We start from the raw sequence: 20,073 nt of genomic DNA, 5'->3' as shown, positions 1-20,073 counted from the left end.
CGAAACAACTCACCTCATCAACTCCTTAAACACTTCAAAGTAACCGCTTACTCCTTTAACCACATCGAATTCGCTTGCCTTCAACCTCGCCGCATCCTTCATAGACTCAAAACCACCGAAAGACTTTAAAACCCTGCACACTGCCGTGGCGATTTCCTCAGCGTCAAAAAAGCCCACAAGTATCCCGTTAAATCCATCTTCGATAACTTCCTGCACGGGAGCGGTATTTGAACCTACGACAACACAGCCAGATGCCATTGCTTCCAACAGAGACCAGGACAAAACAAATGGATATGTCAAATACACGTGAGCTTTTGAAAGACTCAGAACCGATCTGTATGTTTGATAAGGCAACTTCCCAACAAAGTGAACATTGGAAATATCAATATCCACCTCCGCGACCATCTTGCTTCGCCAGTTGGGGTATCCAATGGGCATCCGCCCATAACTGACATCATCCCCACCCACTACAATGACCTGCGCGCTCGGGCACTTTTCCTGAATATAGGGAATGGATCTCATAAAACTATGAAAGCCTCGGTAAGGTTCCAGGTTTCTGGCGACATAAGTCACGATAGGCTGACCTGCTCTTATCACGCGCCCACTCGGCAGCGTTACAGACTCGACCTTTTCTGATTCGGCAAATTGAACAATGCCTTCGTGAATGACGCGAATTTTAGACTGATATGTTTTAGGAAAAAGACCGCGCTGCCATTGTGTAGGTGCAATCCCGCCATCACACTGTTCAACATTCAGGAGATGCATCGAATTCAAGACTCTAAGCCTTGAAGACGCATCCATCGCACAGGGAAATTCAGGATCGAAACCAGAGTCTGCCTCACGCGCTCGGTAATAGTACTCACAGAAATGAACTAGCGGCACATCGGGGTAAACATCTTTGACGAATAGCGTTTCACCCCACCCAGGATGGGCAAGAACTACATCAGGCCGAAAGCCTGCCTGGCTGAGTCTCTTCAATATTCGTTGAACTTGTTGCCCGTCCGAAACAGCCTCTTCATATCTGTACAAATAGTTATGAACGCCATTAATCATCTTCCTTGATGGTCGATATCGAAATAACTTTACCCCGGCAATACCTGGCGCTGTATCGCGCCCAATTGCAATGACGCCCAGACGCCTGCGCAATGCCTCCAACGCCACATGACGAAACTGACCGGGAAAATTCTGATGAATGATAAGAAGATTCATATCCGAGCAATATCCCGCGCTTATACACCTCCATGAAATTGAAGTTTTTCAACATCAACATGTGCATACAAACGCTAACAAATGCCCAGAAATAAAACTGTAGGAGGGTTCCGAGAACCCCCTAGGAGATGGTGCGAAACCACACCAACGCAAAAAACAGGCACAAAAAAAGCGGCGCTCAATGCGCCGCTTTTTTGCGGGGGGTTACCAGCGGTTGCCGTGTCGGTTGTAGTCGCCGCGTCCACTGTGACGGTCGTAGTTGCCACGACCCCGGCGGTCATCCCAGCCACTGCGACGGTGGTCGTCCCAGCGTCCGCGATCATGACCGTGCCAGCGACGGTTCTCGTAGTAGCGCGGGGCCGGTTGGTAGTAACGAGGCGCCGAGTAATAGCGTGGAGCCGGTTGGTAATAGCGTGGTGCAGGCTGGTAGTAGCGCGGCGCCGAATAATACGTGCTGCCGCCGGTGTAATAAGTGCCACCGCTGTAATACGAAGGTGCCTGCGATGTGTAGACCTCTGAGCTGTAGTAGCCATCTCCGTAGGAATAAGGGACGCATCCGCCAAGGGAAAAAAGCATCACGGTAAACAGAAGAATTCGGCGATACATGGCGGCCTCCTGGACCGCGGGTAGCCACACCAGCGACGCTGGCAGGCGTCAGTCTTTCATTCGGCGACTGACGGAATATCTGACAGCGATTTCGGCATCCGGTGCGTTTCTGCAACAACTTGAAACAAGTGATTCATGAAACCTTGTTCATGCAGAAACGCCGTCATTCAGCCGCTGATTAGTGGTGCCCACCGTGGTATCCGCCGCCGTGATAACCCCGTCCGTAGCCGCCGCGATAGCCATGGCCGCCGTAGTAATAGCGGGCGCCACCGTAGTAACGCGGGCCGTAATAACCACCGTAGTAATAGGGCGAGTAATAGCCGGGATAGTAATAGGGCGTGGAGTAAACATCGTAACCGCCGGCGTAGTAGTAACAACCGGACAGCCCTAGACCGAGCACTGCTCCCAGCAGCACCCGACGTAGCAATTTTGAAATACGCATGGCGGCCTCCTGAAAGACCTGTGACAGCAGTCGGCACAGACCGGCTGACATCAGATTTGACTGGCTGACCGCTACCGAGTGCCCAACCCTCAGGGGCATCGGATCAGCGGCAGCGGACGCTGCATGACGGTGCAACCGCGCACCAACACAAAGCGCCCACAGGCGTTCGCCATCAACCGCAACGTCACGAAAGCCCGTAGCAGAGGGCCCGACCCGACTTGGCACGCCTCTCGCTTTAGCAAACCCGTGCAGGAGTCATCACAGGTTCGCGGCACCACAATTTGCAATGGCTGACTAGGGTTCCGGCTCGCATCTGCGAGTGGCTGGTCCGAGAGTTGGCGACCTCCAGTTGAGGTTACACGGCGGGACAAAAGCCCGGGAGACAAGCCACCGTTCGCGGTGCCGCGTTGCCTTCCTGTCCGCCCTCGATCAACTGGAGAAGCCACCATGTCCCGACTACGTTTGCCCGCCCTGCTCGCCGCCGCGTTCGCCGCGTTCATCAGCACTCAATCCCCCGCCGCGCAGAAAGACCACTTCAGTGTCTGCTGGACGATCTACGCCGGCTGGATGCCATGGGAATACGCCGGCAGCCAGGGCATCGTCGACAAATGGGCGAAGAAGTACGGGATCAAGATTGATGTCGTGCAACTCAACGATTACGTCGAGTCGATCAACCAGTACACCGCCGGCCAGTTCGACGGCTGCACCATGACCAACATGGATGCCCTCACCATTCCGGCTGCCGGTGGCGTCGACAGCACCGCGCTGATCGTCAGCGATTTCTCCAACGGCAATGACGGCATCGTCCTCAAGGGTGACGGCAAGAAAGTCGCCGACCTGAAAGGCATGGACGTCAACCTGGTCGAACTGTCGGTCTCGCATTACCTGCTGGCCCGCGCGCTGGACTCGGTCGACCTGACCGAGAAAGACCTGAAAGTGGTCAACACCTCCGACGCCGACATTTCCGCCGCCTTCAACACCGAGCAGGTCAACGCCGTCACCACCTGGAACCCGATGCTCTCGGACATCAAAGCCAAACCCGGGGTGACCGAAGTCTTCAACTCCAGCCAGATCCCCGGCGAAATCATGGACATGATGGTGGTCAACAGCACCACCCTCAAAGACAACCCGGCCCTGGGCAAGGCGCTGACCGGCGCGTGGTTCGAAGTGGTCGAGTTGATGAACGCCAAGAACGCTGCGAGCAAAGCCGCGCTGGAGCACATGGCCAAAGCCTCGGGCACCGATCTGGCCGGATTCCAGGCGCAACTGGACACCACCAAACTCTTCTCCACACCGAAAGAAGCCCTGGCGTTCGCCACCAGCAAGCAACTGCCGGAAACCATGCGCAGGGTTGCCGAGTTTTCGTTCCAGCACGGTTTGCTCGGTGAAGGCGCGAAAGACACCAGCGCGGTCGGCATGGCGTTCGCCAACGGCGTGACCAGCGGCGACACCGGCAACCTCAAGCTGCGTTTCGATCCGACCTACGTGCAGATGGCCGCTGACGCCAAGCTGTAAGCCACGGAGGATTTGGCCATGCGCCTGATCAATCGCCACCCGGATCGCCCGAGTCGCCTGTTGCTAGTGATCCTGCCGTTCGCCCTGGTGCTGTTCGCCTATTTCATGGGCTCGGCCGAGCGCCTGGCGGACAATCCCAACGACAAACTGCTGCCCAGCGCGATGCAGATGACCGACGCGGTGAAACGCCTGGCGTTCAATGCCGACAGTCGCACCGGTGAGTACCTGCTCTGGCAGGACACAGCATCCAGCCTGCAACGCCTGGCCATCGGCCTCGGCATCGCGGCACTGGCCGGGTTATGCCTGGGCATGGCCGCCGGCACCCTGCCGCTGTTCGGCGCACCGCTCTCGCCATTGCTGACGGTGCTGTCGATGGTGCCGCCACTGGCCATCCTGCCGATCCTGTTCATCGTCTTCGGCCTCGGCGAGCTGTCGAAGGTGATGCTGATCGTGATCGGCATCACCCCGGCCCTGGCCCGAGATCTGGAACAGCGGGCCCGGGACATCCCCGTCGAACTGCTGATCAAGGCGCAGACTCTCGGCGCCTCGACCTGGACATTGATGCTGCGTGTGGTGCTGCCGCAACTGTTGCCGCGTCTGCTGATCTCGCTGCGGCTGATGCTCGGTTCGGCGTGGCTGTTCCTGATCGCCGCCGAAGCCATCGCCTCCACCGACGGTCTGGGCTACCGGATTTTCCTCGTGCGCCGCTACCTGGCGATGGACGTGATCCTGCCGTACGTGGTCTGGATCACCCTGCTCGCCTGGCTGATGGATTGGGGCCTCAAATACCTGACCCGTCGGGCATTCCCCTGGTATGAGGGGGCCGCCAAATGAGCTTCATCACGGTGAAAAACGTCTGGCAGCAATACGCCGACCAAGTGGTGCTCGAAGGCTTGAACCTCAACGTCAACGAGGGCGAGTTCTGCACGCTGGTCGGTGCTTCGGGCTGCGGAAAGTCAACCTTCCTGCGCCTGCTGCTGGGGCAGGAAACTGCCAGTCGCGGCGAGATTCTGCTCGACGGCCAGCCGCTGGCCCGAGAGCCGGATGCCAGCCGTGGCGTGGTGTTCCAGCGTTACTCGGTGTTCCCGCACCTGAGCGTGCTGGATAACGTCGCCCTCGGCCTCGAACTGCCACGGGCGCCACTGCTCGGTCGTCTGTTCGGCAGCGCCAAACGGGACGCCCGCGAACAAGCCTCGGCGCTGCTGCACAAAGTCGGCCTCGGCCATGCGCTGGACAAGTACCCGGCGCAACTGTCCGGCGGCATGCAACAGCGGCTGGCGATCGCCCAGGCGCTGATCATGAAACCGCGGGTGTTGCTGCTGGACGAACCGTTCGGCGCTCTTGATCCGGGCATCCGCAAGGACATGCACGCCCTGCTGCTGGAGCTGTGGCGCGAGACGCAACTGACGGTGTTCATGGTCACCCACGACCTGTCCGAAGGTTTCAGCCTCGGCACCCGCCTGCTGGTGTTCGACAAGGTCCGCCTCGACCCGCACGCCCCCGGCGCCTATGGCGCCCGCATCACCTACGACATCCCTTTGAACAGCGACCGACGTGCCCAACGCGCCGCCGTCGACGCCCTGCCCGCCGCGTTGGCCGGCACGCTTCGTATTGCCTGAGAGGACTGCTCCCATGACTGATTCGACCCAACTGTTTCCACCCTTCGCCGAAGAAACCCTGCCCGGTGGCGGCCACCGTTCCTTCGTCCTTAAACGCGGCCAGTTGCTGCGCCTGACCGACCTGCGCGGCGGTGCCAACGTCAGCCTGACCCTGCTCAACGCCAACGAGAAAACCGAGCGCCTGAACCTGCCCGACAGCCTCAAGTGCCAACACACCGCCAAGCTCACCACCGGCCATTGCCTGTACTCGGACATGGGTCGGGTGCTGGCGGCAATCACGGCGGATACCTGCGGCTGGAGCGACAGCCTCGGCGGTGTGCTGTGCGCTGAAGAGGTCGCCGAAAAATATGGCCAGGGCCGCTATCAGGAACTGCGCAACGGCTTCTTTCGCAACGGCACCGACAACCTGCTGGTAGAACTGGGCAAGTGGGGCCTGGGCCTGTCCGACCTGCTGATGACCCTCAACCTGTTCAGCCGGGTCAACGTCGATGAAGCCGGGCGATTCCATTTCGTCGAAGGCCATTCGAAGGCCGGCGACTACATCGAGCTGTACGCGCCGATGGACACCCTCGTCGTCCTCACTGCCCTGCAACACCCGATGGATCCGTCGCCCGACTACGCGCCAAAACCACTGAAGCTGAGCTGGATGAACGCCGACGCCAGCGTCGCCGAACACTGCCGTACCTCGCGCCCGGAGAACGAGCGCGGCTTTATCAACACCGACCGTTTGTTCGCCTGAGGATCATCGCCATGTCAGTTGCTATCGCCACTTCGCAAAAACAACCCGACGCTGCGGTGTACCGCGCCACCATTCCCGCCGGCGAACCCTGGCTGATGGAGGTCAAGGCCGGCCAGACTCTGCGTATCCTCGATCTTGAGGGCAATCAGGCAGTCGATACGCTGTTCTACAGCCTCGCCAATCCCCGTGAACGCTACGACGTGCAACGCACTTTGCGCCGGCAGAACAGCGTGTACCTGAGCACCGGCAGCGTTTTGTATTCCAACCTTGGCAAACCGATGCTGACCATCATCGCCGACACCTGCGGCCGCCACGACACCCTCGGCGGCGCCTGCGCGCAGGAGAGCAACACCGTGCGCTACGCCCTGGAAAAACGCTACATGCACAGCTGCCGCGATAACTACCTGCGTGCCTGCGTCCACGACGGACGCCTGAGCAAAGGTGACATCGGGCCGAACATCAATTTCTTCATGAACGTGCCCGTCACTGCCGAGGGTGGCCTGACCTTCGAAGACGGGATTTCCGCCCCCGGCAAATACGTCGACCTGCGCGCGGAGATGGACGTGATCGTGCTGATCTCCAACTGCCCGCAATTGAACAACCCGTGCAACGCCTACAACCCGACGCCTGCGGAGCTACTGGTATGGAACTGACATTCGCCCGTCTGCGCCGTTGGGTTTTCGCCCTGTGCCAGGCCCGTTCCGGCCAGTGCCTGAAATCCCCAAAACACCCCTAAACCCTGTGGGAGCTGGCTTGCCAGCGATGGCGTCGGCATAGCCAACATTGATGATGACTGACACACCGCCATCGCGGGCAAGCCCGCTCCCACAAGGTCAATGGTGACTTTCGAAATTGTGATTTTGCCGTCGGGGACGACCCCGGCGCTCATCGAAAAACTGCGGGACGGCCCGCATCCCCTTCAGGGGTTTTGCCATGTTCGAAAAAGTCCTGATTGCCAACCGTGGCGCGATTGCCTGCCGCATTCTGCGCACCTTGCGTGAACTGCACGTCGAAGGCGTCGCGGTGTACTCCGAAGCCGATGCCGCCAGCCTGCACATCCTGCAAGCTGACGAAGCCCACAGCCTAGGTGAAGGCGCAGCGGCCGGCACTTATCTGGCCGTCGAAAAGATCCTCGCCATCGCCAAAGCCACTGGCGCCACAGCGATCCATCCCGGCTACGGCTTCCTCTCGGAAAACGCCGCATTTGCCGAAGCCTGCGCCAACCACGGCGTTGCCTTCATCGGCCCGACTCCGGAACAGCTGCGGGTGTTTGGCCTCAAGCACACCGCCCGCGCCTTGGCCAAACAGCACGGCGTGCCGATGCTCGAAGGCACCGAACTGCTCGACAGCCTCGACGCCGCGCTGACTGCCGGCGCAGAGGTCGGTTATCCGGTGATGCTCAAAAGCACCGCTGGCGGTGGCGGCATCGGCATGCGCGTGTGCCGTAACCCCAGCGAACTGAGCGAGTCGTTCGAGGCGGTGAAGCGCCTCGGCCAGAACAACTTCAGCGACGCTGGAGTGTTCATCGAGAAGTACATCCAGCGTGCGCGGCATCTGGAAGTCCAGGTGTTCGGCGACGGCCAAGGCGCAGTGATCGCCCTCGGCGTGCGCGACTGCTCGGTGCAGCGGCGCAATCAGAAAGTCCTCGAGGAAACCCCGGCGCCGAACCTGCCCGACGGCATGGCCGATGCGCTGTGCGCGGCGGCGATCAAACTGGCCAAAGCGGTGAATTACCGTAGCGCCGGCACCGTCGAATTCGTCTTCGACAGCGATGCGCAGCGCTTCTATTTTCTCGAAGTGAACACCCGGCTGCAGGTCGAACACGGCGTCACCGAACAGGTGTGGGGCGTCGATCTGGTGCGCTGGATGGTCGAGTTGGCGGCCGGTGACTTGCCGCCGCTGGCCGAGTTGTTCGCAGGCCTGCAACCGCAGGGGCATGCGATTCAGGCGCGGCTGTATGCCGAGGATCCGGGCCGCGATTTCCAGCCCAGCCCCGGCTTGCTGACAGCGGTCGATTTCCCCGTCGCCGATGGTCGGCACCTGCGCATCGACACCTGGGTCGAGGCCGGTTGCGAGATCCCGCCCTACTTCGATCCGATGATCGCCAAACTCATCAGCTGGGCGCCGACCCGCGAACAGGCGCGCGCCGAACTGCACCAGGCCCTCGGCGACAGCCTGCTGTACGGCGTGGAAACCAACCGCGACTACTTGCGGCAGATTCTGCTCGATGCGCCGTTTGCCAGCGGCCAGCCGTGGACCCGTTGCCTGGAAGGCCTGGTGTACCAGGCCAACACCTTCGAAGTGCTGAGCGCCGGCACCCAGACCAGCGTCCAGGACTACCCCGGTCGCCTCGGCTACTGGGCGGTGGGCGTGCCACCCTCGGGGCCGATGGACAGCCGCGCGTTGCGTCTGGGCAATCGCTTGCTGGGCAATGACGAAGGCGCGGCGGCACTGGAAATCACCATGAACGGGCCGCTGCTGCGCTTCAATTGCGACGCGGTGGTGGCGGTGACGGGGGCGCCGTTGACGCTGACACTCGACGGCGAAGCGGTGCCGATGAACACCGTGCTGTTGATCGAAGCAGGCAGCCAGTTACATCTCGGCGGTTTGCTCGACGCTGGCGCCCGCAGCTACCTGTGCCTGCGCGGCGGCCTGCAGGTGCCGGATTATCTGGGTAGCAAAAGCACCTTCACCCTCGGTCAGTTCGGCGGTCATGGCGGGCGCGCTCTGCGCGCCGGGGACGTGTTGCACCTGGCCCCACTGAGCGACCGCAGCGTCGGGCAGACATTAGCCCCCCATCACGTCAGCGAATTACCTGCCCTGCGCCGGATCCGCGTCATCTACGGCCCCCATGGCGCGCCTGAATATTTCACTGAAAACTACATCGGCACCTTTTTCGCCACGCAATGGGAAGTGCATTTCAACTCCAGCCGCACCGGCGTGCGCCTGATCGGGCCGAAACCAGAGTGGGTGCGCGCCGACGGCGGCGAGGCCGGGCTGCATCCATCGAACATTCACGACAACCCCTATGCCATCGGTGCGGTGGACTTCACCGGCGACATGCCAGTGATCCTCGGTCCGGACGGCCCGAGCCTTGGCGGTTTCGTGTGCCCGGTGACGGTGATCGAGGCGGATCTCTGGCAACTGGGTCAGCTCAAGGCCGGGGACAAGGTGCAGTTTGAGCCGGTCGATCTCAAGACTGCCCGCGATCTCGCCCTGAAATGGGATGCCTCCGGGAGCTGGCCTGCCAGCGATGAAGTTGACGCGGTGTCTGCTCGGGCCCCATCGCTGGCAGGCCAGCTCCCACAGGGTCTGGTTTCGCCTGTGGTTCTGGAGTTGGGTCAGGACGACAAGCGGCTGGTCGGGCGTGTGTCCGGCGATACCCATCTGCTGCTGGAAATCGGCGCGCCGGAACTGGATCTGGTCCTGCGCTTTCGCGCCCATGCCCTGATGCAAGCGCTGGAAGGCAAAAACCTGCACGGCGTGATCGACCTGACACCGGGCATTCGTTCGTTGCAGATCCACTACCAGCCCGAACAATTGCCGCTGGCCGATCTGCTCGGCATCGTCGCCGGTGAATGGGATGCGGTGTGCGCCGCCCAGGACTTGCAAGTACCGTCGCGCATCGTCCATCTGCCGCTGTCCTGGGACGATCCGGCCTGCCAGTTGGCCATCGAGAAATACATGACCACCGTGCGCAAGGACGCGCCGTGGTGCCCGAGCAACCTGGAGTTCATCCGCCGCATCAACGACCTGCCGAACCTCGATGAAGTGCAGCGCACGGTGTTCGACGCGAGCTATCTGGTGATGGGCCTCGGTGATGTCTACCTTGGTGCGCCGGTCGCCACCCCGCTCGACCCGCGCCATCGGCTGGTGACCACCAAGTACAACCCGGCACGCACCTGGACCGCCGAGAACTCGGTGGGCATCGGCGGCGCCTACATGTGCGTCTACGGCATGGAAGGCCCCGGCGGTTACCAGTTTGTCGGGCGCACCTTGCAGATGTGGAACCGCTATCGCGACGTCGCCGCGTTCGACGGCAAACCGTGGCTGCTGCGGTTTTTCGATCAGATCCGTTTCTACCCGGTCAGCGCCGAAGAACTGCTGCGCATCCGCCGCGACTTTCCCCTCGGCCGCTTCGAGCTGAACATCGAACACAGCCAGCTCAACCTCGCCGACTACCAGGCCTTTCTGCAACGCGAAGCCGAGAGCATCGACGCTTTCCGGAAGCAGCAACAGGGCGCCTTTCAGGCGGAGCGCGAACGCTGGATCGCCAGTGGCCAGGCGCACTTCGACAGCGAAGAAGCCGTGCCGGACAGCAGCGAAGACACACCGCTGACCAGCGGCCAGCAGAGTATCGACAGCCACATTGCCGGCAACCTCTGGCAGGTGCAGGTCGAGGTCGGCAGCCGCGTGGCGGCCGGTGATGTGCTGGTGATTCTGGAGTCGATGAAGATGGAAATCCCCGTGCTCGCGCCCATGGCCGGGGTGGTGCAGGACATTCGCGTGCAGCCGGGATCGGCGGTGCGTGCCGGACAACGGGTCGTGGTGCTGGAACTCGACTGAAACCATTTGCCAAAGGATCAACCCATGAATCTGCAACTCGATGCCCTGCGCCAGACCTACCGCAATGGCGACACCACACCGCGGCAACTGCTGCTGGCGCTGCGGGACAAAGCAGCAGCGCTGAACCCGGACTACCACCTGTTCATCCACTTGCTCAGCGTCGAAGAACTGGAACCGTATCTGGCCGCCCTCGACGGTCGCGATCTCGACAGCCTGCCGTTGTATGGCGTGCCGTTCGCGATCAAGGACAACATCGACCTCGCCGGCATTCCCACCACCGCCGCGTGCCCGGCGTTCGCCTATGTGCCGGAGCGTTCGGCGACCATCGTCGAGCAACTGCTGGCGCTGGGGGCGATCCCGCTGGGCAAGACCAATCTCGACCAGTTCGCCACCGGCCTCAACGGCAGCCGTTCGCCTTACGGCGCCTGCCCGAACAGCGTGTTGCCGGAGTATCCGTCCGGCGGTTCGAGTGCCGGTTCGTCGCTGGCCGTGGCGCTCGGCGTTGCCAGTTTTGCCCTCGGCACCGACACCGCCGGCTCCGGCCGGGTGCCGGCGGCGCTGAACAACCTGGTGGGTCTGAAAGCCAGCAAAGGCTTGATCTCCACCGCCGGCGTGCTGCCGGCCTGTCGCACGCTCGATTGCGTCACCACGTTCACCGCAACGGCGCGGGAAGCCAGTCAGCTACTGGCGCTGACCGCGCGCCTCGATCCACGGGACGAATACAGCCGCAGCAATCCGTCATGGAACGACGGCACCGCGTTCGGTGCGCCACGGCCGTTTCGCTTCGGTGTACCGCGTGCGCAAGACCTGGAATTTTTCGGCTGTGAGGAAGGCCCGCTGCTGTTCGGCGATGCCATCGACCGTCTGAAAGCTCTGGGCGGTGAAGCGGTCGAGCTGGACTTGTCGCCGTTCCTCGAAGCGGCGCGGTTACTTTATGAAGGGCCTTGGGTGGCCGAGCGCTACAGCGTGGCCGGCGAGTTGATGGAAGAAAATCCCGAAGCAGTGCTGCCCGTGATCCGCGCGGTGCTGGCCAAAGCATCGGCCGTCAGCGGCGTGCAGACGTTCCGTGCGCAATACCGCCTGCAAGCGCTGAAAGCCGTTTGCGATAAAGCGCTGGAAGGACTCGACTGCGTGCTCACGCCCACCATCGGTCGTCCGGTGACGCTGGCGGAACTCGACGCCGAACCGGTGCTGCGCAATTCCGAATTGGGCTACTACACCAACTTCATGAACCTGCTCGATTACGCCGCCGTCGCCGTGCCCAGCGGTTTCATGGCCAACGGGTTGCCGTGGGGTGTGACGCTGCTTGGCCGGGCGTTCACCGATCAGTATCTGCTGGGCGTGGCCGATGCCTTGCAGCGCCAGCAGGATCCCGGGCTGCCGACGCCAAACAACCCGGCGCGCCATGACCGTGCACGACTGGTGGTCTGCGGTGCGCACCTGGACGGGCTGGCCCTGAACTGGCAACTGCGCCAGCGCGAAGCACGCCTGATCGAGGCCACCTACAGCTCGAAGGACTACAAACTCTATGCCCTGGCCGGCGGTCCACCGTTGCGTCCGGGGATGCTGCGCGTGGCCGAAGGTGGCGTGGCCATCGAGGTGGAAGTCTGGGAATTGCCGAGCCGTGAGCTGGGCTCGTTCCTGACCGGCATCCCGGCGCCGCTGGGGCTGGGCAAGGTGCAACTGGCGGACGGCCGCTGGGAGAGCGGATTCATCTGCGAACCCTACGGCCTGGAAGGGGCAATCGATATCAGCCATTTGGGTGGGTGGCGAGCGTATCTGCAAACCCGAAACTGAGCCGAAAACCAGCCCCTTCTCCTTCAGGGAGGGGGCTGGATGAGCGAGCCATTCTCCAGACACCCCTGCCCGGCTGATCCCCCCGCATTTCAGGCACAAATCCCGCAGTCTTTTCCCCGCCGTGCCACTAGAATGCTGCCCATCGGGTCACTGTCAACGGAATTGCCAATGCCGCTCAGATCTGCGTTTCACTCCCAACGTTCGCTGGTACTGACCCTGATCGCCCTGCTCGGCGCAGGTTTTCTCGCCACCTCGCTGCTCAGCTACTACGCCTCGCGGGCGTCGATCCGCGACAACATCGTCAACACCGAACTGCCGCTGACATCCGACACGGTGTACTCGGAAATCCAGAAAGACCTCGTCAGACCGATCCTGATTTCCTCGATGATGTCCCGCGACACCTTCATGCGTGACTGGGTGGTGAACGGCGAGAAAGACAGCGACCAGATGACCCGCTACCTCGACGAGGTCATGACCCACTACGGCGCCTATACCGCGTTCTTTGTCTCCAACAGCACCCACACCTACTACCACGCCAAGGGCGTGCTCAAGCAGGTGAAGATCGACGAGCCACGCGACGCCTGGTACTTCCGCGTGCGCGACATGAAGGATCCGTACGAGATCAACGTCGACCCGGACCTGGCCAACAAAGACAACATGACCTTCTTCATCAACTACAAGGTCTACGACTACAACGAACGCTTCATCGGCGCCGCCGGCGTAGGGCTGACGGTGGACGCGGTAATCAAGCTGATCGACAAGTACCAGCAGCGCTATCAACGCAGTGTGTACTTCGTCGACACCTTCGGCCGACTGGTCTTGACCGGCGCCGAGGGCGGGCCGGAAGGGGCGCGGGTCGGGAAAAGCCTGACCGACCTCGACAGCATGAAAAGCCTGGTCAGCCAGCTGCCCAAACCCCACAGCGGCAGCTATGAATATTCCACCCATGGCCAGGGGCATTTCCTCAACGTGCGGTTTATTCCAGAGTTGAACTGGTACCTGTTTGTCGACAAACGCGAAGACGGCGCGCTGAGCGAAATCCGCCAGTCGCTGTACCTCAACCTGCTGATCTGCCTGCTGGTGACGTTGATCGTGCTGGCCCTGGTCAACCGCTTGATCCGCCGCTATCAGGAAAAAATCCACGCCCTGGCCACCCTCGACAGCCTCACCGAACTGCCCAACCGCCGCGGCTTCGACCTGCTCGCCGTGCAAGCGCTGCACGAAGCGCACCGTGAGCCGAAACCGCTGACCGCGCTGCTGCTGGATCTGGATCACTTCAAGGCCTTGAACGACACCTACGGGCACATGGCCGGCGATCAGGTGCTGATCGGGTTCGCCCGGGACCTGCAAAGTTGCCTGCGGCATTCCGACATCGTCTGCCGTTGGGGCGGTGAGGAATTTATCGTGCTGCTGAAGGACACCGACGGCGAAACCGGTCAGAAGATTGCCGAGAAGATCCGCCAGCACGTCGAACAGCATGAATATGCCTACAACGGCCACACCCTGAATCTGACCGTCAGCATCGGCGCCACCACCCTGCAACCGGATGACACCTTGCACAGTCTGCTGTCCCGGGCCGATCATGCGATGTACCGGGCCAAACAGACCGGCCGTAACCGCACCTGCGTGGAAATGCCTCACTCGACCTATGCCTGACACTCATGAACAAACCTGACCTCTGCCCGGCCTGCGGCGCCCGCAACGACTGCACCCTGGCCGACCCGCGCACCGCCGACCGCGCCTGCTGGTGCTACGGCGTTTCCATCGATCCGGCAGTGCTCGAAGCCCTGCCGGCGGAACTGCGCGACAAGTCCTGCCTGTGCCCGCGCTGCGCCCAGGTCGAGGCGCAACTGCAAGCGGCCAGGCCGTCGATCCCGTAAGATGCGCGCCCCGCTTCCTGCCGATTGCTGATCATGCGTGTCGACCGTTTCCTGAGTAACCTGCCCCGCTACAACCGCAAGCAGGTTCGCGTGTTGCTGGTGGAAAAGCGCGTGCGCATTGACGGAAAAGTCGTCAGCGATCCCCACAGCGAAGTCCTGGAATTCAGCCGCGTGGAGGTCGACGACGAAGTGCTGCAACCCGGCAAACCGGCGCGCTACTTCATGCTGTACAAACCGCAGGGCTGCGTCAGCGCCACCCGCGATCCCGAGCATCCGACCGTGCTCGACCTGATCCACGAGCCGGACAAAGACGACCTGCACATCGCCGGGCGGCTGGATTTCAACACCACCGGGCTGATGTTGATCACCAATGATGGCAGCTGGTCGCGGCGCCTGACCCAGCCGCAGACCAAACTGCCGAAGGTCTATTACGTCGAGACCGAACAGGAGATCGGCCCGGAATATGCGATCAAGTTCGCCGAGGGGATCTACTTCGCCTTTGAGGACCTGACCACCCAACCGGCGCAGCTGCAAGTGCTCGGCCCGCGAACCGCGCGGTTGAGCATCGTCGAAGGTCGTTACCATCAGGTGAAGCGCATGTTCGGCCACTTCAACAACAGAGTGCTGCGCCTGCACCGCGAATCCATGGGCCCGCTGCCGCTCGATCACGCGCTAAAACCGGGCGAGTACCGCGCTTTGCGCACCGAAGAGATTCATTTGTTCTAAGCAGCCGACCGCTCAGCAGAAGTTGTCGAACAATTTACCAACGGCACTTGCGCGATCCTCATCCCCCTGCTTGAATCAGGTCGTCGGCCAAATTGTGACCGATGAGTCACACATAACATCCAAGAAACTTTTTGTCGGTAGACAGCCCATCAGGGCTGCGCCTCAGCCGACAGACTGCCCGCCAATAACAATACCCGTCGACCTGCCGTACCGGATCGACATGGGCCACAAAATTCCAGGCATATGCCTACCTGTCACAAAGCTCGTGCAATCTCATTTGCGCGCATACCCGCTTGCTTGCCAGGAGTCTTATGACATGAGGCCAGAAATCGCTGTGCTGGATATACAGGGTCAGTATCGGGTTTACACGGAGTTCTATCGCGCAGACGCCGCAGAAAAGACCATCATCCTGGTCAACGGCTCGATGGCCACGACTGCGTCGTTTGCACAAACCGTGAAAAATCTGCACCCGCAATTCAATGTGGTCTGCTACGACCAGCCCTACGCGGGCAAGTCGAAAGTCCACAACCGCCACGAGAAACATCTGACGAAAGAAGTTGAAGGTCTGATCCTGCTGGAGCTGATCGATCACTTCGCCGCCGAGCACGTTTTGTCGTTCTCCTGGGGTGGCGCTGCGACCATGGTCGCCCTCGCGCATCAGCCTCGACGCATTGAAAAAGCCGTGATCAGCTCGTTCTCGCCAGTAATCAACGCGCACATGCTCGATTACCTCGAACGAGGCGTCGAATGCCTCGGCAAACGCGACGGCGACCGAGTCGGGCACCTCGTCAACGACACCATCGGCAAACACCTGCCGTCGCTGTTCAAGCGCTTCAACTATCGCCACGTCAGCAGCCTGGCCGAGCACGAATACGGGCAGATGCATTTCCACATCAACGACGTGCTACACAGCGACCGTCAGTGCTATTTGAACGCGGCGAAGAAAATCAACGTACCGGTGCTGTTCCTGAACGGCGAATGGGACGAATACACCGCCGCCGAAGACGCCCGACTGTTCGGCAACCACGTCGCGCAGAGCACCTTCACCACCCTGCAGGCCACCGGGCACTTCCTCGACATGGAACACAAATCCGCCTGCCGGGACAGCCAGAACGCCCTGCTCGGTTTCCTGAAACCGGCGCAACAGGGCAGCCGAACGCGTTACCAGTTTGTCCAGGATCACCATGCATTGGCCATTTGAAACAGTGTCGTCGCGAGCAAGCCTGCGAGGCTGAGATTCAGCCGTCCTCCAGCCCGCAGCGCTTGCCCGCGATTGACCGATTTCGGCTCTGTTTCAGGACTTTCCGTAGTTCGCGTGCAAAGAAAACTTCAAATCCGTGGCCGAGTCTGGTACAAAGTCAGCCGTTCTGAGCGGGTGTCGTATAATGGCATTACTCCAGCTTCCCAAGCTGATAACGAGGGTTCGATTCCCTTCACCCGCTCCAATCGAATTTATGTCCTGCGTCGTGGTTTGACGGGGGATGCGCAAACAGAAAAAACCGGCCTTGATGGCCGGTTTTTTTGTGTCCGGGATTTGGTACCGAGCAGCCAGCTTTGAACCATTCAGAAACAACACGTTGATTGAATTCCCTCCGTCTGCGCTTACGCTCCTGACAGTCAGTCACTCATGTCGTGAGCGCTCGTTATCGAAGCGTTCGGCCTCAAGGGAGAGATTCGGGGAGAGATCCGCATGCCTCCCCGGCTGCATCTCGTCCGGAGACGATCAAGGGTATGAGATTGAAATGGTTTCGATGGAGTGCTCAACGTAAAGCCAGGCTGGAGCGGTTTGACCATCAACAATTTAATTCTGCATTATTGTGGCTTATAAACATAAATTGCCGTTAACTCATATCAGAATGGAGTTAACTGAATTGACGCATGAAGGTTAACTCTATAATTTTGGGTATTAACCGACCTTTATGCGACATAAGGCATACCATGCTGGAATTAAGCTTCAGCAAACCAAGCGAGATCGTCAAACGGCTCTGCCAACGCCTGCGCACAGAGCGGATAGCCCTGCAGATGACACAAGCCGATGTGGCTGCTCGCGCCGGTGTCGGCACCAATACGGTGGCCAACCTTGAAGCCGGGCGGAATGTCAGTTTCGAAACCGTAGTCCGAGTGGCCATGGTTGTGGGGCGCGTCCAGGAAATCGAAGACCTGTTCTTGCCAAAACTGGACAGCCTGGACGACATCCTTCGTTACGAAGACAGCTCCAGGCGTCAGCGCATAAAAAGGAAATCAGGAAATGCTTGAACGAGTGGACGTCTACTACGACGGCTGGGGTGAACACTGGCGGTGGGGCACGCTCGTTTCCACGACGGCTATCACCGGTCGCCCATTGATCGTGTTCGAGTACAGCGACGAGGCAAAGAGTAGAGGCCTGGAATTGTCGGCGTACAGACTTCCATTGGAAGGCCCCAAGTTAAGGCGTGACTTTCCGCTCCATCAACTGGGTTTGCCTGGACCGGTCTACGATGCACTGCCGGATGGGTGGGGCATGCTTCTGATGGATCGCTTGTTCAAGCGACGCGGCCTTAACTCTGCACGCATCGGCCCGCTCGAGCGCCTCGCTTACATCGGCAACAATGCCATGGGCGCAATGTCATTCGAGCCGGTGGCACCCGAGGCGCTGGAGCCGCAAGTTGAGGTCTCCATTGATCTGCTGGCTGCCGAGGTGCAGGAAGTCCTCAAGGGTGAGGGTGGCGAGTTCTTGCAACAGCTGTTGCTGGTGGGTGGATCTCCGCAGGGTGCCAGACCAAAAGCCTTGGTCTATCGCGATCCGCGAACAGGCACCTTTACCACCATAGCCAGATCAGGCTTCGAGGCCTGGCTGGTCAAGTTTCCCGCCCGGCAGGAGCATCCCGAGGTATGTGCCATCGAAATGGTCTACGCCGAATGTTTGCGGATGTGTGGAATAAAGACACCTGACACTCAGTACTTCAGCCTGCCGAACGGGCTGGCAGCGTTTGCTACCAAACGCTTTGATCGCGAAGACGACTTACGCGTGCCGATGCAAAGTCTCGCAGCCTTCACGGCCGCCGATTTCCAGAATGCCGGTGCGCTGGACTACGTCAACTTCCTGCGTGCGACCCACCTGTGCACTAATGACGTTCGGGAGAAAGCGCTCGCGTTTGAGCGTGTAGTTTTTAACGTCGCGTTCAACAATCGCGATGACCACCCGAAGAACTTCGCCTACATAATGTCGAAATCCGGCCAGTGGACGCTGGCGCCAGCCTACGATGTGACCTTCTGCGAGGGTCCCGGCGGATACCACCAGATGGACGTTATGGGCGAAGCTTTGGAGATCGGCCGAAAAGCCATGCTCGATCTTGCAGAGGAAGCGGAAGTATCGGCTGAAACGGCCGACGGCATCATCGCCCGATTCTGCGAGGTAGCTGATCAGTTCGCGACGATGGCAGAAACGATGTACCCCGGCGTCATCACTCAGGACACGTTGCAGACCATCCAGAAACGAATCGATGAAAACGTCGAGCGGCTTCGCTGAGATTGCTCTGCCAAAGCGCCAAAAATGGAAAAACCAGTCGCGATGATCGGTTTTTTTATGCCTGCCATAGACCTTCACGTCAGCCAGCATCCGGAGGAAAAGTGTCGTTCCGCGTTTTTGGCTTCGGCTGCGTTGCGTATGTTGGGTTCGTGAGTAATCTCTCGCCGCACACAAAATTGGCGTGATGCTCGCCATGTTTTCAGACGTTTCCCAGCGACCAGTCCTTGAGATTCCGCTAGCATTAGCACACCCAAGAGGACGCTTGGGGTTAACGGATGTATTCAACAAGGACGACTCATGCTTTCTTCCGCACGGTTGGGCGATAAACACGTTTGCCCGCTGCCAGGACATGGCACAACCCCGATTGCCTCAGCCTCAGCTGATACCAATATCAATTTCATGGGCGCCGCTCGCGTTGGCGATACGTGCGGCTGTGGCGCAGTGATCACCACCGGTTTTCCATCGATTCTGATTAACGGCCGACCAATGGCTCACCTCTCCAGCCCCACCAGTCACGGTGGAACGATCATCACCGGCAGTGACGACACCTTTGGTGGTTTTGTTCTTGGGAGCGCCGTTGGTAGTCCTGTTATCGATTTCGCCTTAATGGGTGCGATTCGCCCTGACGGAAAGGTTGATGAGGAACGAATGGCCACACTGCTGGCCGATCCTCAGTTGAAAACCAAGGCAACGGCTGTGGGTGCCCTTGTCGATCCTAACGCCCCAAAAAAACCGCCAGCCAAGAAGGCCAAACCTGAGGAAGAAAAGAAACCTGCCGCCTGCACTCACCCCGATAACATGGAGCCCGTGGCGGCTTACATTGCCGATGAGATGAACCGGAACATCCTGCATCCGTCGGTCGTGAAAATGAAAAATGCCAACAGCTTCGATCCGGCAGCGGAGACAAGGAAATACCGGGAGCTGCCGTGGTATGCCCGAATCGGGGAACCGCCGAACTACTACACCATGGCTCTGGGAAAGAAAGCAGCGGCATTGACGTTGTGGACGGAGCGGGTTGGACAGAATCGCCCTTGGGATCACAAGCCGATTATCAAGAAGCGGTTCGGCTCGTATTACTACAAACACGGGAAATACGATTACTTCTACGACATCTGGTCGAACATCCATTACGGTTATGTCGGCAGAGCTGGGGGATTATCCGAAAGCCTTTTGCTGGATGGCGCAGGACTTGAACAGATCGCATCTGACTCGATTCGTAAAGCCCAGGACTGGAAGAACAAACCCGGGCCACGTCAGTCACCGGGTGTCGAAGGGCTGCGGGCTTGGGATGACGTCGCCGACAGGGTTTCCATCAGCATTGGTGTGAAGTTGTACAAGCGATACCCACACGGTGGAATTACAGCAAAAATCGTCATGGATGAAGTGCTCGCCGTAGCACCTGAAAATTGGGGAGATGGAGTCAGTGTCCACGAATGCAAGTAAGCGACGCCCGCTCTATCTCGTTA

Annotated in this window: 17 protein-coding genes, 1 tRNA gene and 1 riboswitch; of the genes, 15 read left to right on the top strand and 3 right to left on the bottom strand. The window is 60.1% G+C overall.

Annotated features, from left to right (window positions below; genetic code table 11):
- Nucleotides 1–9: 9 nt before the first annotated feature.
- The 3 genes from ACTJK9_RS13920 to ACTJK9_RS13910 form a co-directional block, all read right to left on the bottom strand.
- Nucleotides 10–1,209 carry a glycosyltransferase family 4 protein gene (locus ACTJK9_RS13920; RefSeq protein WP_440814416.1) on the bottom strand — a complete coding sequence of 400 codons (1,200 nt, stop codon included), beginning with the start codon at nucleotides 1,207–1,209 and terminating at the stop codon, nucleotides 10–12.
- Between the two features lie 204 nt (nucleotides 1,210–1,413).
- A complete protein-coding gene (locus ACTJK9_RS13915; protein WP_085611621.1) occupies nucleotides 1,414–1,815 on the bottom strand; it encodes a hypothetical protein in 402 nt (133 codons plus the stop codon).
- Between the two features lie 178 nt (nucleotides 1,816–1,993).
- Nucleotides 1,994–2,257 (bottom strand): hypothetical protein, encoded by a 264-nt coding sequence (locus ACTJK9_RS13910; RefSeq protein ID WP_064383076.1) that lies wholly within the window; start codon nucleotides 2,255–2,257, stop codon nucleotides 1,994–1,996.
- 283 nt (nucleotides 2,258–2,540) lie between these two features.
- A riboswitch (guanidine-I (ykkC/yxkD leader) is annotated at nucleotides 2,541–2,641 on the top strand.
- 63 nt (nucleotides 2,642–2,704) lie between these two features.
- Between ACTJK9_RS13910 and ACTJK9_RS13905 the strand changes: the two genes are divergently transcribed.
- From ACTJK9_RS13905 to ACTJK9_RS13835, 15 genes are all read left to right on the top strand, one after another.
- Complete coding sequence (locus ACTJK9_RS13905; RefSeq protein WP_440814413.1) at nucleotides 2,705–3,772, top strand: putative urea ABC transporter substrate-binding protein; 1,068 nt, start codon at nucleotides 2,705–2,707, stop codon at nucleotides 3,770–3,772.
- 18 nt (nucleotides 3,773–3,790) lie between these two features.
- Nucleotides 3,791–4,606, top strand: a complete 816-nt coding sequence (locus ACTJK9_RS13900; protein WP_440814411.1) for an ABC transporter permease — start codon at nucleotides 3,791–3,793, stop codon at nucleotides 4,604–4,606.
- On the top strand, nucleotides 4,603–5,391 hold the full coding sequence (locus ACTJK9_RS13895; RefSeq protein WP_039772712.1) for an ABC transporter ATP-binding protein: 789 nt from the start codon (nucleotides 4,603–4,605) through the stop codon (nucleotides 5,389–5,391). The genes ACTJK9_RS13900 and ACTJK9_RS13895 overlap by 4 nt, the downstream gene beginning before the upstream one ends.
- 13 nt (nucleotides 5,392–5,404) lie before the next feature.
- On the top strand, nucleotides 5,405–6,130 hold the full coding sequence (locus ACTJK9_RS13890; RefSeq protein WP_074691078.1) for an urea amidolyase associated protein UAAP1: 726 nt from the start codon (nucleotides 5,405–5,407) through the stop codon (nucleotides 6,128–6,130).
- 11 nt (nucleotides 6,131–6,141) lie between these two features.
- Nucleotides 6,142–6,783: an urea amidolyase associated protein UAAP2 gene (locus ACTJK9_RS13885; RefSeq protein ID WP_085611625.1), complete on the top strand. Its 642-nt coding sequence runs from the start codon at nucleotides 6,142–6,144 to the stop codon at nucleotides 6,781–6,783.
- 280 nt (nucleotides 6,784–7,063) lie between these two features.
- A complete protein-coding gene (uca, locus tag ACTJK9_RS13880) occupies nucleotides 7,064–10,696 on the top strand; it encodes an urea carboxylase (protein ID WP_440814408.1) in 3,633 nt (1,210 codons plus the stop codon).
- 24 nt (nucleotides 10,697–10,720) lie between these two features.
- Nucleotides 10,721–12,493 (top strand): allophanate hydrolase, encoded by a 1,773-nt coding sequence (gene atzF, locus ACTJK9_RS13875; protein WP_440814406.1) that lies wholly within the window; start codon nucleotides 10,721–10,723, stop codon nucleotides 12,491–12,493.
- Between the two features lie 168 nt (nucleotides 12,494–12,661).
- On the top strand, nucleotides 12,662–14,149 hold the full coding sequence (locus ACTJK9_RS13870) for a sensor domain-containing diguanylate cyclase (RefSeq protein ID WP_440814404.1): 1,488 nt from the start codon (nucleotides 12,662–12,664) through the stop codon (nucleotides 14,147–14,149).
- Nucleotides 14,150–14,154: 5 nt separating this feature from the next.
- On the top strand, nucleotides 14,155–14,373 hold the full coding sequence (locus ACTJK9_RS13865) for a cysteine-rich CWC family protein (RefSeq protein WP_085666781.1): 219 nt from the start codon (nucleotides 14,155–14,157) through the stop codon (nucleotides 14,371–14,373).
- 33 nt (nucleotides 14,374–14,406) lie between these two features.
- The gene (locus ACTJK9_RS13860) at nucleotides 14,407–15,099 is read left to right on the top strand and encodes a pseudouridine synthase (protein WP_440814400.1); all 693 of its coding nucleotides are present in this window, start codon (nucleotides 14,407–14,409) and stop codon (nucleotides 15,097–15,099) included.
- 316 nt (nucleotides 15,100–15,415) lie between these two features.
- Nucleotides 15,416–16,300 (top strand): alpha/beta fold hydrolase, encoded by an 885-nt coding sequence (locus tag ACTJK9_RS13855; protein WP_440814398.1) that lies wholly within the window; start codon nucleotides 15,416–15,418, stop codon nucleotides 16,298–16,300.
- Nucleotides 16,301–16,470: 170 nt separating this feature from the next.
- Nucleotides 16,471–16,544 (top strand) — tRNA-Gly (locus tag ACTJK9_RS13850).
- Between the two features lie 493 nt (nucleotides 16,545–17,037).
- Entirely contained in the window at nucleotides 17,038–17,355 is a 318-nt protein-coding gene (locus ACTJK9_RS13845) for a helix-turn-helix transcriptional regulator (RefSeq protein WP_085611660.1), read from the top strand.
- Nucleotides 17,348–18,607: a type II toxin-antitoxin system HipA family toxin gene (locus ACTJK9_RS13840; protein WP_085611631.1), complete on the top strand. Its 1,260-nt coding sequence runs from the start codon at nucleotides 17,348–17,350 to the stop codon at nucleotides 18,605–18,607. The genes ACTJK9_RS13845 and ACTJK9_RS13840 overlap by 8 nt, the downstream gene beginning before the upstream one ends.
- A gap of 297 nt (nucleotides 18,608–18,904) precedes the next feature.
- On the top strand, nucleotides 18,905–20,050 hold the full coding sequence (locus ACTJK9_RS13835; protein ID WP_085611632.1) for a polymorphic toxin type 44 domain-containing protein: 1,146 nt from the start codon (nucleotides 18,905–18,907) through the stop codon (nucleotides 20,048–20,050).
- Nucleotides 20,051–20,073: the final 23 nt, after the last annotated feature.

Source organism: Pseudomonas sp. 22082, assembly GCF_052046055.1.
Lineage (GTDB): Bacteria > Pseudomonadota > Gammaproteobacteria > Pseudomonadales > Pseudomonadaceae > Aquipseudomonas > Aquipseudomonas pharyngis.
This window is presented reverse-complemented; position numbering and strand designations above follow the sequence as displayed.

Bases quoted from the DNA above. Each gene is read 5' to 3' on its own strand.
- ACTJK9_RS13920 (WP_440814416.1), bottom strand. From the start codon at position 1,209: ATGAATCTTCTTATCATTCATCAGAATTTTCCCGGTCAGTTTCGTCAT.
- ACTJK9_RS13915 (WP_085611621.1), bottom strand. From the start codon at position 1,815: ATGTATCGCCGAATTCTTCTGTTTACCGTGATGCTTTTTTCCCTTGGC.
- ACTJK9_RS13910 (WP_064383076.1), bottom strand. From the start codon at position 2,257: ATGCGTATTTCAAAATTGCTACGTCGGGTGCTGCTGGGAGCAGTGCTC.
- ACTJK9_RS13905 (WP_440814413.1), top strand. From the start codon at position 2,705: ATGTCCCGACTACGTTTGCCCGCCCTGCTCGCCGCCGCGTTCGCCGCG.
- ACTJK9_RS13900 (WP_440814411.1), top strand. From the start codon at position 3,791: ATGCGCCTGATCAATCGCCACCCGGATCGCCCGAGTCGCCTGTTGCTA.
- ACTJK9_RS13895 (WP_039772712.1), top strand. From the start codon at position 4,603: ATGAGCTTCATCACGGTGAAAAACGTCTGGCAGCAATACGCCGACCAA.
- ACTJK9_RS13890 (WP_074691078.1), top strand. From the start codon at position 5,405: ATGACTGATTCGACCCAACTGTTTCCACCCTTCGCCGAAGAAACCCTG.
- ACTJK9_RS13885 (WP_085611625.1), top strand. From the start codon at position 6,142: ATGTCAGTTGCTATCGCCACTTCGCAAAAACAACCCGACGCTGCGGTG.
- uca (WP_440814408.1), top strand. From the start codon at position 7,064: ATGTTCGAAAAAGTCCTGATTGCCAACCGTGGCGCGATTGCCTGCCGC.
- atzF (WP_440814406.1), top strand. From the start codon at position 10,721: ATGAATCTGCAACTCGATGCCCTGCGCCAGACCTACCGCAATGGCGAC.
- ACTJK9_RS13870 (WP_440814404.1), top strand. From the start codon at position 12,662: ATGCCGCTCAGATCTGCGTTTCACTCCCAACGTTCGCTGGTACTGACC.
- ACTJK9_RS13865 (WP_085666781.1), top strand. From the start codon at position 14,155: ATGAACAAACCTGACCTCTGCCCGGCCTGCGGCGCCCGCAACGACTGC.
- ACTJK9_RS13860 (WP_440814400.1), top strand. From the start codon at position 14,407: ATGCGTGTCGACCGTTTCCTGAGTAACCTGCCCCGCTACAACCGCAAG.
- ACTJK9_RS13855 (WP_440814398.1), top strand. From the start codon at position 15,416: ATGAGGCCAGAAATCGCTGTGCTGGATATACAGGGTCAGTATCGGGTT.
- ACTJK9_RS13845 (WP_085611660.1), top strand. From the start codon at position 17,038: ATGCTGGAATTAAGCTTCAGCAAACCAAGCGAGATCGTCAAACGGCTC.
- ACTJK9_RS13840 (WP_085611631.1), top strand. From the start codon at position 17,348: ATGCTTGAACGAGTGGACGTCTACTACGACGGCTGGGGTGAACACTGG.
- ACTJK9_RS13835 (WP_085611632.1), top strand. From the start codon at position 18,905: ATGCTTTCTTCCGCACGGTTGGGCGATAAACACGTTTGCCCGCTGCCA.